This window comes from Methylomonas sp. MS20, from assembly GCF_050275925.1.
Classification (GTDB): Bacteria; Pseudomonadota; Gammaproteobacteria; order Methylococcales; family Methylomonadaceae; genus Methylomonas; species Methylomonas koyamae_A.
In genome coordinates this window covers 3960714-3976231 of the sequence record NZ_CP189962.1, presented here as the reverse complement: position 1 = coordinate 3976231, position 15518 = coordinate 3960714, and the positions used below count along the sequence as shown (strand labels likewise).

Sequence of the window (15518 nt, the reverse complement as noted above, 5' to 3'; positions counted from 1 at the left end):
ATTAAGAATGGACGGCCATGATCGCTGCCGGTAGTCTTTGATCCAGCTCATATTCAAAATCTATAAACGAACCATTCATATCGATACGACGGATAGCCCTCAGCAGCAACAGGATTAGCAGGTCGAAAGCGAAGGTTGCAATCTTTGCAAAACTCTGAATTGAAACTTGATGCGATGACGCATCTTCTTTGTTAATCTAAACCGTATTTGTTAGCCACACACTTACAAAGGAGCAAGACATGACAAAGTCTATTGTCACTGTAAATTATAAAAACAACATCAAACTAGCTCATCCACTAATGGCTTTGGGGCTGTTAACACTAGCGGCTTGCACCACGACCGAAAAGGCACGCATCGATACCTCAGCCGGCCTCAACTGCGGTCTGCTGGGTCATGGTTGCAGTAGCCGACTGGTGGCGGGTAACAAAGACCAGATTGGCATGCGCTATGTCAACCCGGCTGCGCAATGGACGAATTACAAGCAGGTTATGATCAGCCCGGTCACTTTTTGGGGAGGTGATAGCACTCAAGTATCTAGCGCTGATCAACAAGCGCTGGTCAACTATTTTAATCAGCAATTACAGCAAGAACTGGGCAAAAAATTCACTATTGCGCAACAACCCGGCCCAGGGGTCTTGAAAATCGAAGTGGCGATGACCGACGCCGAAACCGCAACGCCATTATTACGCAGCGTTACCATGATCGTGCCACAGGCGCATATGATCTCGAATTTCAAATATCTGGCCACGGGTACCTTTCCGTTTGTCGGCGGTGCGCAAGGCGAAATTAGAGTAACCGATTCCGTGACAGGCAAAACGCTGTTTGAAGGTTTGGACAGACGGATTGGTGGTGGCAGTTTCACAACAGGCTTTCAATGGCAATGGGGCGATGCGGAAAACGCCATCACTAAATGGAGTGAACTGCTGACTGAGCGTCTCTCCGCCTGGACCTCAGGCACTGAAAAGCCTTAATCGTCGGTCTGAATTGGCTTAAGCAATCGAACCCAGCGCATTTCGCCAATGGCTGGGTTCGATTGCTGCCTTTGATGGCCGTAAATTCTTCGATCAACCCGCACATAGCCCAAGGATACCCATGAAACTTTCTCTCCTTGAACAAAAGTCCCTGGTTTTAGCTCTAGGGCTGGCATTTGGCTTTTGCACTTTGGTGCAGGCTGCCGACAACAAAAAACCCAATATTCTGGTAATTTGGGGCGACGACATTGGTCAATTCAATGTCAGCGCCTATAACCGGGGCATGATGGGTTACAAGACGCCGAATATCGACAGCATTGCCAATCAAGGTGCATTATTCACCGATTGGTACGGCCAACAAAGTTGTACGGCCGGGCGCGCAGCCTTTATCACCGGACAGTCGCCAATCCGTACCGGCCTGACCAAGGTCGGGCTGCCGGGCGCGCCGGAGGGCATGAAGAAGGAAGACCCCACCATTGCCGAATTGCTCAAGGCACAAGGCTATATGACCGGCCAGTTCGGCAAAAACCACTTGGGCGACCGCGACGATATGCTGCCGAGTAACCATGGTTTCGATGAATTCTTCGGCAATCTCTATCACCTGAACGCCGAGGAAGAACCAGAGAACCCAGACTATCCGAAGAGCCCTGACTACAAGAAAAGATTCGGGCCGCGTGGCGTCATTCACAGCTTTGCCGATGGCAAGATTGAAGACACCGGCCCACTGACCAAAAAACGCATGGAAACAGTGGATGATGAAGTCACCGCCAAAACCCTGGACTTCATGGAACGGGCCAAGAAGGCTGACAAACCGTTCTTCATCTGGTGGAACTCCACCCGCATGCATATCTTTACCCACCTCAAACCGGAGTCACAAGGCAAAACCGGCCTGGGAACCTATGCCGATGGCATGGTCGAGCATGACGGTCATGTCGGTCAGGTACTCGCCAAACTGAAGGAACTGGCCCTGGAGGACAATACCATAGTCATGTATTCCACCGACAACGGCGCGGAATCATTTTCCTGGCCGGATGGCGGCACCACCATGTTCCGCGGTGAAAAGAACACCAATTGGGAAGGTGGCTATCGGGTTCCGACCGTCATCCGTTGGCCCGGCGTCATTAAGCCCGGTACGGTCATCAATGAGGTCGCAGCGCACGAGGACATGCTACCCACATTGCTGGCTGCCGTAGGCGACACCACTGTCAAGGACGATCTGTTGAAAAGTAAGAAAGTTGGGAATAGTAAATTCAAGGTCCATCTCGACGGCTATAACCTATTACCTGCACTGAAGGGCGATGGGCAGTGGCCACGCCAGGAGTTTATCTATTGGACCGATGACGGCAGTGTTGCAGCATTGAGGTATGGTAACTATAAGGCGACCTTTTTGCGCCAGGATCACGAAGGTTTGAGCGTTTGGCAGGAACCATTCGTGAAACTGCGCGCGCCGATGCTGACCAACCTGCGCATGGATCCGTTTGAACTCGCTCATGAAATTGGCATGGATTATGAGCGCTGGTTTGTCGAACACATGTTCCTGATCGCGCCTGCTGCGGGTTACGTGGGGCAGTGGTTGCAAAGCTTCAAGGAATTCCCGCCCCGTCAGAAACCCGGCAGCTTCAACCTTGACAATGTCATGGAAGCAGTGACTAGCGGTAGCTCCGGCAAGCAGTAAGTCCGTAGACATTGAAGGTAAAAGGCCTCATTCACCCAAAGAGTGCGGCCTTTCATTTGTTACACCACTGCAAGGTTCGGAAATATAACAAAATGGAATACGCCTAAGCTTGTTAACTAACGTCATCACTATTTATTCAGCTTATTAGGGGCATGTCGATGTCGATTTCGATAGATAAATTTGTTTTCTGGTCGGGTGTTTACAATGCGGGATTAGCGTTATTTTTGTTGTTCCCACCTTTGTATCGCACTTTCGGGCTAAATATTCCTGCTCCGCTTTGGGGATGGTTGTTGGCGGGATTTCTCGGCTTTACCAGTGCGGTATTGATTCTGGCATCACGTAATCTAGCTCGTCGGGCATCCCTGGTGTATTGGGAGGCGTTGTTGCGTTATGTTGCCGCGCTGTTGCTAATTCCAGCCGGTTTTTTCGGCGATATCGGATTGATCGCTGTTCCCTTGGGCCTCGGAGACCTTTGTATTGGACTGATATACATGTTCGGTCTGCCCAAGGCGTTGAAACTATCGCATCGTGCATTGCTTTATGACCGCCTTGGCTAACAGCAAACTTTTGTAAGATCGACACTTGAGGTTGGAAAAGTATGGCAAATCCGCTTATTACCCGCAGACAGTGGCTTACAACCGTCAGTGGTTTCAGTTTGGCTGCACTTTCAGGTTGTGGCTTACCAACTCTCCGCGATGAACAAATTGATCTGCCGCCTTATCCGCGTAATGCCCCTGAAGCATTACAGCGCTTAAAATCCGGCAATCAACGCTTTATGGCTGACAAGCCTTTCCATATCCATGAAAGCGCGACATGGCGTAATCTGCTAGTCGAAGGCCAAAAGCCTTATGCCACCGTGCTGGGATGCAGTGATTCGCGAGTACCACCGGAAATGGTTTTCGATGTGGGCTTTGGCGATATTTTTACCATCAGGTTGGCGGGCAACATTATCGACGAAGATGTGATTGGATCCCTGCAATACGCCGTAGCACATCTGCATACGCCACTGTTTGTGGTCATGGGCCATGAAAATTGCGGCGCGGTCACGGCGGCTGTCGAGGAAATGCTCGGCAAAGCCGAGGAACTTCAACATATCGAAGCGTTGATTTCACTGATCAAACCGGGACTAAGAAAATTGGATTTTAGTCTCGACCGCACGACCCTGATACAGGCAGCTGTTGAAGCCAATGTTCGCTGGTCAATGCAACAATTGCTGGCGCTTCCGGGGGCCGCGAAAGCGACCCGCGAAAAATCCGTTACTTTGGTGGGCGCGGTCTATGAGCTAAACAGCGGACGCGTCCGATTTCTGGATGGCGCTTGAATCTTGGCCCAGTCAGAATGAAAAAACTCACTGATTTACCTTTCAGTCTTGTGCCCATCCACCAACGGCATGATGTTGATTTAAACTCATGCCGATAAGGGCCAGCCAACTCGTATCGTTTATTAATGTCCAAATTTTCTTGGGTGGTAGGCAAACGCAAGTTAGGCCTAAGTATTTTAATGTTGATAGTCCTGCTGGCTTCGTTGGCAGCCGGACTTTATTGGTTCTGGCCAAACATACACAGCGCCCTGGTCTATCCGGTTAAAACACCTGCGCCATCGCCTGTAGCTGTCGCCCCCAAACACTATGTCGGCGCGAACGAATGCAGGCAATGTCATTCTGCCGAATTTGCAGCTTGGCAGGGCTCTCATCATGCGCTGGCCATGCAAGTGGCGAACGAACAGACAGTGCTCGGTGACTTTAATAACGCAACTTTCGAATACCATGGGCTGACGTCGACCTTCTATCAGCAGGATGGTCACTTTATGATACGGACGGATGGGCCGGATGGTAAATTGACCGAATACCCGATTGCCTATACTTTCGGCATGACACCCTTGCAGCAATATCTGATCGAATTTCCCGGCGGCCGCTATCAAGCGCTAAGTATTGCCTGGGACAGCCGATTCAAAGCCGATGGCGGCCAGCGCTGGTTTCATCTCTATTCTGATGAAAATGTCGACCATCAAGACCAACTGCATTGGACCGGCCGCTACCAGAATTGGAATATGCAATGTGCCGAATGCCACTCGACCAATCTCAGGAAAGGTTACGATACAGCCACTGATAGCTATAAAACCACATTCAATGAAATCAACGTCGCCTGCGAAGCCTGCCATGGCCCGGCTTCACAACATCTTGCCTGGGCAAAACAGGTGCAACCGCCTTATAACGCCGATGCCGACAAAGGCTTGGCGGTAAAACTGCAAACCCAATGGCAGAATAGTTGGGTGTTTGCTAGTCATGACGCCAAATTTGCCCATCGCACGCAAGCGGTCGATGAGTCTGCGATGAATACCTGTTGGGCCTGTCATGCCCGCCGTTCGACGCTAGTCGAAGATGAGCCCCCCGGTTTACCGCTGGAAAATACCCACCGCCCAGCCCTGTTGACGCAACCGACCTATCATGCTGACGGACAGCAGCGGGATGAGGATTACACCTGGGGTTCTTTTCGGCAAAGCAAAATGTTTCAGAACGGGGTGACCTGCATGGATTGCCATGAGCCGCATGCATTAAAGCTGCGTGCCGAAGGCAATACCTTATGTACGCGTTGCCACAATGCCGAAGCCTTTGATACCGAGAAGCACCACTTTCATCCGGTCAATTCCAAAGGTGCGCAGTGTATGGAATGTCATGCGCCGGAGCAGAATTACATGGTCATAGACGGCAGGCACGACCATAGTTTTCGCTTGCCTCGTCCGGATTTATCGCAGACATTGGGTAGCCCCAATGCCTGTAATCTATGCCATCAAAACCGTAAACCTGAGTGGGCGGCAGCCGCCATGGATAAATGGTACGGCAGGAGCTGGCGTGAGCGGCCGCATTACGGTACCGCTCTCCAGAGCGCTTTAACACAAGGGCTTAAGGCATTGCCGTCGTTGATAGAATTAGCGCAGGATTTGGCCAAACCAGCCCTTATCCGAGCCACGGCGATTGAGCTCAGCCAACCCATGATGAATCCGGACTTGTTGATGGCGGCCAGACAATGGCTAAAGGATAGCGATCCGTCTGTGCGCATTGCTGCATTAGGTTTGATTGAAGCAATAGATCCGGTTAATCGAGTATTGGCAGCCGCACCGTTATTAAACGACTCTATTCGGGGTGTGCGCATTGAGGCAGCCCGGATTCTGGCTGATGTGCCAGAGACTCAATTCCCGGCTGATCGACTCAAGGCGCGAGCCAGCGCCCTACAGGAATATCGCGATTACTTGGCTCTGAATGCTGATTGGCCATCGGAAAACGTCAATCTGGGGAATCTCGAATTACGGCAACGTCAACCGAATGCTGCCATTTCCGCTTATCAAAGAGCGTTACGGCTAGACCCTAAGTTTGCTGGTGCCTATGTGAATCTAGCGGATGCATATCGGCAATTGGGGCAAGACATCGAAGGTGAAAAATACTTACGCCAGGGCTTATCTTTGTTACCGAATGCAGCGGATTTACATCATGCGCTAGGCCTAACCTTGATTCGTAAAGCCGATCAACCCTCGGCATTAGCCGAACTGGCCGAAGCCGCCAAACTCGCGCCGGATAATGCTCGATACGCCTATGTGTATGCCATTGCACTGAATTCGGCAGGCAAGTCGAAGCAAGCCATATCGCTACTCAAAGACACTGACTTCCTTCATCCGTTTAACATGGCAATCCTGAATGCCTTGATTTCTATGAATCTGGAAATGGGCGATGGGAAAACGGCGCTGGTATATGCTAAAAAAGCTGCCGATGTCATGCCGGGCAATACTGAATTAAAACGGTTGGTGGAAGAATTGTCGGCTGCCAGATAAACCATTCAGATGAATAAATTCATGGCAAAATCTTTTATACCTGTACTACTGACGCGTTTTTTTGCTGCCTTTCCAAGATCGATATTTTGGGGTTTGATCGTCTTAGGCATTGGAGGATGTGCGACGCCGGTAAGTATTGCTCCAGTAGATATTCAGACTGGCTATCGCTTAAATACAGAGAATGCTCTCTCGGCGGGCGAACCCTCGGAAGCATCAAAAAAGGTGCTCAGACGAAATGGCTTGATGGATCGTTTCGAAACCGAACCGGAAAAAGTACTGGCTGAACTCCACGCGGAACTTAAACCGACTGGTGACGACAATAAGCTATTTGCGCTGGCGGAGCTGTCATTGTTGCATGGTCAAAGAACCAACAACCATGCCTATTATTTGGCAACGGTGGTTTATGCCTGGGCTTTGTTGTTCCCTGGGGATGACCACACAATGCGCATTAAACCCTCCGATCCCCGTTATCGACTGGCTTACGATCTTTATAACCATGCTTTGGCTCAAGGTTTGGCTATTCAGGATGACAGCGATGACGATGAAGTAGAAGTGAAGTTGAAACCGGGAATCTATCAACTGCCTTTCGGAACGTTGGAGCTATCGCTAAACGAGGGGGAATTAGCCTGGGGAGGCTATACGCTCGAGCACTTTATCTCGACGGCGTTCATGGATGTACGAGGGTTTAGAAATCGTTACCGTATCCCGGGATTGGGGGCCACTCTGGCTGCCAGTATTTCCAAAGAACGTTCAAATAAACAACTAGCAGGCGCGGAACGCATCGGGCCGCGCACCAAAGTCTCAGTCACCGCGATCGCTCGCCTTCAACAGGCTCGCGCCAATTTGGGAACTGGGCAAATCAAAGGGCAGTTTGAGCTGTATGCTGACGATCAAAGCAAAATCGTGAAAATAGAGGGGCAGGAAGAATCAGTGGAATTCGATCCCACGGCCGCCTATGCCTATCGACTAGACCATAACCCGATTTACAGTATGGAGGTTCTTAATTTTCTAAAGGGTGGACTTTTCAGCGGCGCTATCCCAAAAGATCGAGCTGGAGATGGCTTATTTACGCTATTTCCCTATCGTCCAGGTAAGATTCCCCTAGTATTGGTACATGGCACTGCATCGAGTCCACTACGCTGGGCTGAATTAATCAATGAGATCGAAGGCGATGCTAGCATCCGTGATAACTATCAAGTCTGGGTTTTTATGTATGACTCCGCGAATCCAGTGCCCTATTCAGCAGGCGTCTTGCGCAGCGCACTGGAAAATGCCCTCAATGAATTCGATCCCGATCGCAAAGATCCAGCTCTGCAGCAGATGGTCATCGTCGGCCATAGTCAAGGTGGTTTGTTGACCAAGTTGATGGCTGTTGACACCGGCAACCGGTTTTGGGAATTAGTTAGCGACACCCCTTTTGACAAAATCAAAGTTAGTCCAGACGTTGAGTTACTGCTCAAGCGCTCAGTATTCTTCAAGCCGTTGCCGTTTGTTAAGCGAGTCATTTTTATCTCGACGCCTCAACATGGCGCCATGGCCGCCGCTTATGAGTTGGTAACAGGTTTGGTCTCCAGGCTGGTCTCGCTGCCGCAGAGCATGATGAATGGATTGGCTCAAGCAGCGGCAATCAGTGGAGACCAGAAGTTATTGGCAAAACTGCAAAGGCCACCCACTGCCGCTGATAATATGAACCCCAACAACCCCGGATTGCAAGTACTGGCATCCATCCCCGTCTCGGCTAATATTCCCGCGCATTCCATCATTGCCGTGCAAGGAGAAGGGCCTAAGGAAGAAGGAGATGATGGCGTGGTGGCTTATAAAAGCGCTCACATTGAAGAAGCAGTCTCAGAGAAAGTAGTTAACTGGGACCATTCCTGCCAAGGTCAACCCGAGGTTATCGAAGAGGTTCGCCGAATCTTAATGGAGCATTTAACAACATCGGCTGCGATAAATTTTTAGAATCTTTTGGTTTATATTTTTGGTTAAACAACTGTCCAACGGCGAACCCACGTCTCAATCCCGAGTTGAATGTCTGATCAAGGACTTTCGTTGACTTGAAAAGTGAAGTGTGGCTGATTTGTTAAGGTTGCTAATGGCCGTTACGCAAAGCTTTGTAATGACTGCTTTGTAGCACTCCAGTTCTCAGAATCTGGATTTGTGTGCCTGACCGGTTTAGAGAAACGCGACAGACCGGTTTGGGTCGGGTGTTGACCGTCCGCTCATCAGATTCATCGCCGGAAAGCTGACATTGAATTCCGATTCCCGAAAGCTGCCGTTCGTCACTGTACCCAACCGACCCAGGCCGTGTAAAAACGTTAAGAAAATGAAATAGTCAGGGACTAAAAGGAATTCTGCTGAATTTCCGCCATCCGGTGAGTGCTTCTGGAACGGTAGGATTTTTTCTGGGCTATCCGACTTGTTTTCGCCTAAAGCATCCTGTTAGCCATGGCGATAGGGGTAAAGAAAAATAAATGATGGCCGTCAGGCCACCATTGCTTCCATCAGGGCTGCGGTTCCCAATATATTCATTACCCTTTTGAGATTGTAGGCCAGCACATGCAGACTCATCTCGGTGCTGACTCGATCCAAAGTCTTGGTTAAAAAGTGAGTTAATCCCATCCAGGCTTTCAGGGTGCCAAAGGGGTGCTCCACGGTTTGCCGGCGAATGCGCATGCTGTCCGGTGCCCTATCCAAGCGGGCCTGCATCGTATCGAGAATGTCTTCATGTTCCCATCGGCTTACCCGTCGATAATTGCTCGGCGTACATTGCGCTTTGATCGGACACTGAGGGCAATATGAACTCCAATATCGATGTAAGGTTAATCCATGTTCAACCCCAGAAAATCGCCAGATCAGACGTTGCCCCGCCGGGCACTGGTATTCATTTTTTTCGGCTTCAAAGATAAAGTCGGCTTTATCGAATCGACCATCAGCCTTAGCGCCTGATGTGGTGCATTTGGGCACGATGGGAATGATGCCGTTCTCATGGCATTTGCGGATTTCTTCGCTGCTAAAATAACCGCGATCCGCAATGGTGGTCAGTTCATCGACACCGATCGCCGTTTTGGCTTGTTCAGCCATATTGGCCAGTTGATTACGGTCATGGCCCACATTGGTGACTTCGTGCGCCACAATCAGATGATGCTTCGTCTCGACTGCGGTTTGAACATTGTAGCCGACGATACCGGTGCCTCGACCACTGGTTGCCATCGAACGTGCATCCGGATCGGTTAGAGAGATTTGTTTGTCCGGCGTCTTTTCTAATTCAGTTTCGATGTTATCGAGTCTAGCCATTTGCTCTTTCAACAGAGCGATCTTTTCTTGCAAACGTTGGATTTTGGCTTCGGTAAAATCGACCTGATCCTGACGATCCGCCGTCTCCAATGCCGATAGATAACGTTCAATACTGGCTTCGATTTGCTCGCGGCGGCGTTTAATCTTATTCGTTGTGAAGTTATTGTCGCGATTGTTCACCGCTTTGAATTTGCTACCATCAATGGCAACAGTTGCTTCGGTTAATAAATTCAACTTCCGGCACAGCGCCACAAATTGGCTACAGACTTTACGAATGGCTTTTCCATTATCTTTTCGGAAATTGGCGATGGTTTTGAAGTCGGGTGCCAATCGCTCCATTAACCAGATGAGTTCAAGATTGCGTTGGCTTTCGCGCTCCAGTCGGCGACTTGATTGAATGCGGTTCAAGTAACCATAGATGTATAGTTTGAGAAGTACAGTGGGATGATAGGCGGGGCGTCCGGTTTTCATGGGGGTAACCCCATCGAATCCTAATTTACCGAGATCGAGCTGCTCGACAAAGACATCGACCACGCGAACAGGATTGTCCTCAGCCACAAAGTCTTCCAGTTGCTCTGGAAATAGGGTTGCCTGAGTTCGATCCGTACTTTGAATGAAGCGTTTCATCTGCACTCCCGGTGGATTGGCCGCGAGCTTATTTTACCAGATTAAGCGTTTTTACACGGCCTGGACCCGTTGCTGCCTGTCGCGTTTCTCGAAACCGGCCAGTCAGCCAAATCTAGATTCTGCGAACTGGATGGCCAAAAAGTAGTCATTGGTGACTTCACTGAACGGCCAATTTCGGGACGACTGCGTTTGGATTTTCAGTGACGGCAGTAGAATGAGTACCCGCCTGTTGGTTTAGCCAAGAAGGCTTGATTGCAAGACCTGATCCCGCTTACTTGTTAATTGTGGTACAAGCCGAATTGTGCGCGTAGTGAACCCTACTTGGCTGCTTTCCAGAAGATGATTGAAACATTATCATTTAGCTCGGCCCTTAAGCGAAAAGGATAAGCTATCAAGTGAAATTTAAAAAGTGTCAACAATGTGGGGCTTTAAAGCATCCCCTTGTGTTATGTCATCACTGTAATAACAAACAAAACACTAATTCAGATGAGACAAAAAATAAAGCCAAATATAAAAAATCAAAAAGAAAATTAATAAGCACTTTACCAAAATTTAAAAAAATTAAGAAAAAATTAGTGCTTACTAACGAAGAACAGATAGCTAGAGAGAGAAATCAGAGACAGGGGTTTCATAATGATGCGCATGTTCCTGGTTCAAATTTAAGGAAAATAGATAAATGATGATAACCTAAAAAGCTGTGAATTATCATTCTATGAAAGTTTCCGTATTGCGCTTATTGCTAGAGCAAATGCGTGAAGCGAATACTACGGCCCTACTTACAAACCCATATTAAGCATCTTACTAAAATAATCTATCGGTAGCGCCTTAAATGCCACATAATAAGCATCATATTCATTATGCTTTTTTCCATACAGATTTTGAAAAATTTTGTATTTAGTGTAAGTTTTTCCATAAGTAGGAATACCCAAAAAACCCATAAAGCTATTAATTTCCATTCCACTTTTAAGTAAACTAGCTTTGTACTCATCAAGAAAATATATGCACGTTATTTCAGAATCAGGGAGATAAAAGTCTTTTGAGCAATGTGGACATTTAAGAGTATTCTTCTCATAAGAAAAAGCCATATCAAAATAATCCTCATCACCTGAAATATATATAGAACCATAGTCAGGATTGTAAAATGAACAGGGGCCTTTACACTCTGGACATTCTCTTATTGTTCTAGAGCCTGGTGTCGACATGATATTCCAAAAGTTTTTAATTTAGTGAGCTGTCCAATTAAATAGTAATTTTTTCAGTACGTAACACTTTCATTCATCAATTCTAACTGAATTTTTCTTTCCGAAATCTGCTTTAAAATTTCCTGTATCAAATCTCCGATCGGATCACTTCCCATCGCCTCGGACTCTTTAACAGTAACAAATAACTCGAATAATTCATGTTTTTGAGCTTCGGCGAGTTCCTTTTCAATTTCTACTGAACGTCCACGTAGTTGAGCAATTCGGCGTAAAGCTTTTATCATTCGAGAGCCTATGTCATCACCTTGGATAGCTTCAGGATCTTGTCCAAATTCAATGATCAATTTTTCTATGGCATCTTGATCACCGTTTTCGTACGCAATATTAACCTTTGCCATTATCTCGTTGCGACGCTTGCGTTCTTCGTCGCTAGTGGCGCGATCAGGATGCATAAGCTTCGCAGCTCTGCGAAAAGCTTGTTTGGCTTCCTGAGTAATTTCTGGTGGCGGTGGAGGGCTTTTCTTAATGATACCAGCCTCCTCAGCCGAACATTTAGCTTGCTCTTCGGCGGCCACAGCCCGTAATTGAACGTCCACATCATTTGGATGCATTCCAGCTTCGTTCATAGCAATACGCGCATCCCAGCTATCTAGTTCTGCATATAAGCGGCCTGGACCTTGATAGTAACGATATTGAAACTGAACCAGTTCAACTTTAAGGGTTTCCAGCGCTAGTTCGGCAGTTGTAACTTGTTCTTCGAGCTCGGCCTGCTCGGCTTCTAATCTTACTAGTTCTTGTTCTTCAGGTAGCATTTATATTTCCATTGTTCAAGCCGTATTTGTTCAAGTATTCCTTTGCTAATAAATGGCCTTTTTGCGCAGCATTTCGAAACAAAGACATAGCTAATAAAGCGTCTTTCTCTACTCCTAAGCCATTTTGATACATATAGCCGAGATAATATTGAGCGCCTTCATGACCTTGCTCGGCAGCTTGTCCAAACAAACATTTAGCTTTTTCATAATCCTGCGCGACACCTAAACCGCGCAGATAGGTATAGGCCAAATAGTATTGTGGGCAATGCTCCCAACCTTGTTCAACAGCATGTTCCATCGCTTCTGCCGCCCCCTGAAGCCAGTAATCGGCTTCTTGTAAATCTTGATCAACACCTAAACCATTTTGATATATTTCGCCAAGATAATAATAAGCTTGAAAATCAAATTGTTCGGCAGCTTGATCGAACCAATGTCTTGATTCGTCATAGTCTTGGTTAACACCTAAACCATAAAAATACATATAACCAAGATCGTATTGCGCTGCGATATGATCTTCAGCAACTTGTTCAAACAAATATTTTGCTTTCTCATAATTCTGCTCAACACCTAGTCCATGCAGAAACAGGTAACCAAGATCATAATGAGCCCAAAAATAACCCTGTTCAGAAGATTTTTTATACCAAAACAAGGCTTTTTCATAGTCGCACTTAACGCCTAGGCCATCTCGGTACATGTTACCAAGCTCGTATTGAGCTTGCGCATAGCCAATTTTAGCAGCTAGTTCAAACCAATATATTGCTTCCTCATAATCTTGCTCAACATCACGGCCATCGTAGTATCTATAACCTAAGTTAGCTTGGCTATTTATATGGCCTTGTTCAGCACGTTGCTTATCCCAAAAAATGGATTGCTCAATGTTACGCTCTACGCCGACTCCATCTCTGTAGAAATAACTTAGCATACCTTGAGCTGACCAATGACCTTGTTCTGCAGCCTGTTTAAACAAAAAAACGGATTGATCATAATCTTGCTCGACAATATGCCCATCTCTATACAATATTCCGAGATTAAATTGTGCGTCGGCATAACCTAGTTTTGCAGCTTTTTGATACAAAGATAATGCAAGACCTTGATCTTGTAGGACGCCAAGGCCTTTTCCATACATCCAAGCTAAGTCTCGCCAAATTTCTGGGTCATTTAATGCCTTATGATTAGAAAGCCAACGAAATGCCAGTTCATTAAAATATTGAGACTGTTCAAGATTCTCCGAAACACCTTGACTGCCTTCATATATTCTTGCAAGCAGAAAGTAGGCTTTGCCATAACCATCATCAGCTAATTGCTTAAGTGTTACATATGCGCTCACTAATGGAACGTTATAGTCAATCTCATCAACCCAATGAGCTTCAGGTCGTCGCTCCCATCCATAATCAGTGATATGCTCGTACACGTCACGGGCTTCTCGAAAGCGTTTATTTTGGTCTGCAATGACAAATTGCTTACTGTGAATGGCTGCAAGACCTCGCCCCAACAATGTCGAAGTCACCGTAGGTTGGCTAGATAGTTCCCGATTGCCCGCTAATGAAGGTAAATTATTCGCCACAACCCGTTATTCCTAAGTTTCCAATTGCTGTATCAATTTCCCTAATTCCGTGGTATCCACCAACCGTACATGAGATTTTTTCGCCAGTTCGATGGCATTTGGCGTCAAATTACCGGTAGTGACGACCCAGGCATTTTGGCAGCCATAATACGCCATGCCAGCCAAAGCCTCCTGCACAGCCGAAACACCAACGCTGCCGGTATAGCATTTAGCCTGAACGGCGATACGTTGGCCTATCTTAGACAACAACAGGTCCGCGCCATAATCTCCAGTGGTCGGCGTGAGCTCGACATGAAAGCCATGTTGACGGAACAACCCTGCTAAAAATTCCTCAAATTCTGCGCCGCTCAGTTGACTAAGTTCCGCCGCTTTTTGTTTTCCGTATTGGCGATGCCAAACCTCTTGCTGCATGTTTTTCGCATGAGCTTCCCGATGCTTATGTTTAACAAATGCTAGGGCTTCTCTTTGGTGGCGAGTGTTTTTCTCTGCTTGTGTTTCCGTTTTTGGTGGTAATGAAGGAGATTCGAAAAAACAGTTCTTAATTGATGAAAATATGTCTGCCATGACCTGCAATAAGAAAAAAATAGAGTTTATTACCTTACTTGGAAAAAACACAAGTGTTGGCTAATACGAGTTTTAACGCTGCGTATAACCCTTGTAGCGGAGCAGGGTTGGGTTAATGGGTAAGTTATGCTCTTGTTTGCCATTTTGATAGTTTTACCTCGAATGGTAACTGCTTAAATTCGGTATTTATGGTTTTCACGTCCTCATCTGTTTTGACATAAATTGAATTTATATCAGAATAATCGAAAATTAGCGGGAATGGCTCTAGTTTTTTATTGTGTTTTTCTTTATCTGAATAAAATGTAGTTTTATTCAAAGATATATAGGCTCCTTCAATTTGCTTTTTAGTTGGTACATAACGCCACTCATTTTCATTCTTGAAACAGAAATCATTGCAGTTAAAATAACTGTTGTAACCAGTTTCGTGCTTTGTAAAGCACTTGACCTGCATGATCGGCAACCGGAGATTTTTGGGTATAGCATCTTTGCCATGTTTTTGACGCGCCTTGAGTAGAGTTGCTATCCCCACTGCTGCCTGTGAATTCTTTTCAACATACATAACTGGACTTAGACCTTTATGTACGGCCCATTTTTTATTCATGGCAATAGCATATTCACCATACGTTATATGCTTTGACTCAAGTTCAGAATCAGTATATTCACTAAAGCAGACCATTGGATGAGCAGCATTGGATATAATTTTGTCCTTTTCTCCGAAATATTCACAACAATATCCAAGCTTAAATGAGCTTGACTTTAAGATTGAAACAATATTTTCAAGGTTATTTGTGAAATGGATAATCATCACCCCACCATCGAAGAATAATATGTAATTATGTCTTTTGGTTAAACAAATCTGATTTAGTAAATGTTATAAAAAAAGCTTCAATATTCATATGGCCTGTAGTTCAGGTTAATGTCGTCTGAGAATTTTAGGCTAGCCTTTAATGCCAGTGAGATCGATTATAGTATGGACATATGTTGGAT

At 46.6% G+C, this 15518-nt stretch carries 13 protein-coding genes; 7 read left to right on the top strand and 6 right to left on the bottom strand.

Annotated features, from left to right (window positions below):
- Positions 1-239: 239 nt before the first annotated feature.
- From ACQE3D_RS17705 to ACQE3D_RS17680, 6 genes are all read left to right on the top strand, one after another.
- Positions 240-971: a DUF3313 domain-containing protein gene (locus tag ACQE3D_RS17705; RefSeq protein WP_427551124.1), complete on the top strand. Its 732-nt coding sequence runs from the start codon at positions 240-242 to the stop codon at positions 969-971.
- Between the two features lie 121 nt (positions 972-1092).
- Positions 1093-2646, top strand: coding sequence for an arylsulfatase (locus ACQE3D_RS17700; protein ID WP_427551122.1), 1554 nt, complete (start codon positions 1093-1095; stop codon positions 2644-2646).
- Between the two features lie 158 nt (positions 2647-2804).
- Positions 2805-3203 carry a hypothetical protein gene (locus tag ACQE3D_RS17695; protein ID WP_427551119.1) on the top strand — a complete coding sequence of 133 codons (399 nt, stop codon included), beginning with the start codon at positions 2805-2807 and terminating at the stop codon, positions 3201-3203.
- 41 nt (positions 3204-3244) lie between these two features.
- Complete coding sequence (locus ACQE3D_RS17690; protein WP_427551118.1) at positions 3245-3967, top strand: carbonic anhydrase; 723 nt, start codon at positions 3245-3247, stop codon at positions 3965-3967.
- 179 nt (positions 3968-4146) lie between these two features.
- Complete coding sequence (locus ACQE3D_RS17685) at positions 4147-6471, top strand: multiheme c-type cytochrome (RefSeq protein WP_427551117.1); 2325 nt, start codon at positions 4147-4149, stop codon at positions 6469-6471.
- 9 nt (positions 6472-6480) lie between these two features.
- Complete coding sequence (locus ACQE3D_RS17680) at positions 6481-8430, top strand: esterase/lipase family protein (protein WP_427551116.1); 1950 nt, start codon at positions 6481-6483, stop codon at positions 8428-8430.
- Positions 8431-8952: 522 nt separating this feature from the next.
- Here ACQE3D_RS17680 and ACQE3D_RS17675 read toward each other — a convergent pair.
- Positions 8953-10392: an IS1182 family transposase gene (locus ACQE3D_RS17675; RefSeq protein ID WP_427551115.1), complete on the bottom strand. Its 1440-nt coding sequence runs from the start codon at positions 10390-10392 to the stop codon at positions 8953-8955.
- Between the two features lie 395 nt (positions 10393-10787).
- Between ACQE3D_RS17675 and ACQE3D_RS17670 the strand changes: the two genes are divergently transcribed.
- Entirely contained in the window at positions 10788-11072 is a 285-nt protein-coding gene (locus ACQE3D_RS17670; RefSeq protein ID WP_427551114.1) for a hypothetical protein, read from the top strand.
- A 96-nt stretch (positions 11073-11168) separates the two neighbouring features.
- On the opposite strand, the gene ACQE3D_RS17665 is transcribed toward ACQE3D_RS17670, so the two are convergent.
- From ACQE3D_RS17665 to ACQE3D_RS17645, 5 genes are all read right to left on the bottom strand, one after another.
- The gene (locus ACQE3D_RS17665; RefSeq protein WP_427551113.1) at positions 11169-11594 is read right to left on the bottom strand and encodes a hypothetical protein; all 426 of its coding nucleotides are present in this window, start codon (positions 11592-11594) and stop codon (positions 11169-11171) included.
- Between the two features lie 53 nt (positions 11595-11647).
- Entirely contained in the window at positions 11648-12403 is a 756-nt protein-coding gene (locus tag ACQE3D_RS17660; RefSeq protein WP_427551112.1) for a J domain-containing protein, read from the bottom strand.
- Positions 12393-13967, bottom strand: coding sequence for an SEL1-like repeat protein (locus ACQE3D_RS17655; RefSeq protein WP_427551111.1), 1575 nt, complete (start codon positions 13965-13967; stop codon positions 12393-12395). Before ACQE3D_RS17655 ends, ACQE3D_RS17660 begins: the two co-directional genes overlap by 11 nt.
- 12 nt (positions 13968-13979) lie before the next feature.
- A complete protein-coding gene (locus ACQE3D_RS17650) occupies positions 13980-14531 on the bottom strand; it encodes a restriction endonuclease (RefSeq protein WP_427551109.1) in 552 nt (183 codons plus the stop codon).
- Positions 14532-14655: 124 nt separating this feature from the next.
- Positions 14656-15336, bottom strand: a complete 681-nt coding sequence (locus ACQE3D_RS17645) for an abortive infection system antitoxin AbiGi family protein (RefSeq protein ID WP_427551108.1) — start codon at positions 15334-15336, stop codon at positions 14656-14658.
- Positions 15337-15518: the final 182 nt, after the last annotated feature.

Excerpts from the sequence above, each read along its gene's own strand:
- ACQE3D_RS17705 (WP_427551124.1), top strand. The coding sequence starts at position 240 with ATGACAAAGTCTATTGTCACTGTAAATTATAAAAACAACATCAAACTA.
- ACQE3D_RS17700 (WP_427551122.1), top strand. The coding sequence starts at position 1,093 with ATGAAACTTTCTCTCCTTGAACAAAAGTCCCTGGTTTTAGCTCTAGGG.
- ACQE3D_RS17695 (WP_427551119.1), top strand. The coding sequence starts at position 2,805 with ATGTCGATTTCGATAGATAAATTTGTTTTCTGGTCGGGTGTTTACAAT.
- ACQE3D_RS17690 (WP_427551118.1), top strand. The coding sequence starts at position 3,245 with ATGGCAAATCCGCTTATTACCCGCAGACAGTGGCTTACAACCGTCAGT.
- ACQE3D_RS17685 (WP_427551117.1), top strand. The coding sequence starts at position 4,147 with ATGTTGATAGTCCTGCTGGCTTCGTTGGCAGCCGGACTTTATTGGTTC.
- ACQE3D_RS17680 (WP_427551116.1), top strand. The coding sequence starts at position 6,481 with ATGAATAAATTCATGGCAAAATCTTTTATACCTGTACTACTGACGCGT.
- ACQE3D_RS17675 (WP_427551115.1), bottom strand. The coding sequence starts at position 10,392 with ATGAAACGCTTCATTCAAAGTACGGATCGAACTCAGGCAACCCTATTT.
- ACQE3D_RS17665 (WP_427551113.1), bottom strand. The coding sequence starts at position 11,594 with ATGTCGACACCAGGCTCTAGAACAATAAGAGAATGTCCAGAGTGTAAA.
- ACQE3D_RS17660 (WP_427551112.1), bottom strand. The coding sequence starts at position 12,403 with ATGCTACCTGAAGAACAAGAACTAGTAAGATTAGAAGCCGAGCAGGCC.
- ACQE3D_RS17650 (WP_427551109.1), bottom strand. The coding sequence starts at position 14,531 with ATGGCAGACATATTTTCATCAATTAAGAACTGTTTTTTCGAATCTCCT.
- ACQE3D_RS17645 (WP_427551108.1), bottom strand. The coding sequence starts at position 15,336 with ATGATTATCCATTTCACAAATAACCTTGAAAATATTGTTTCAATCTTA.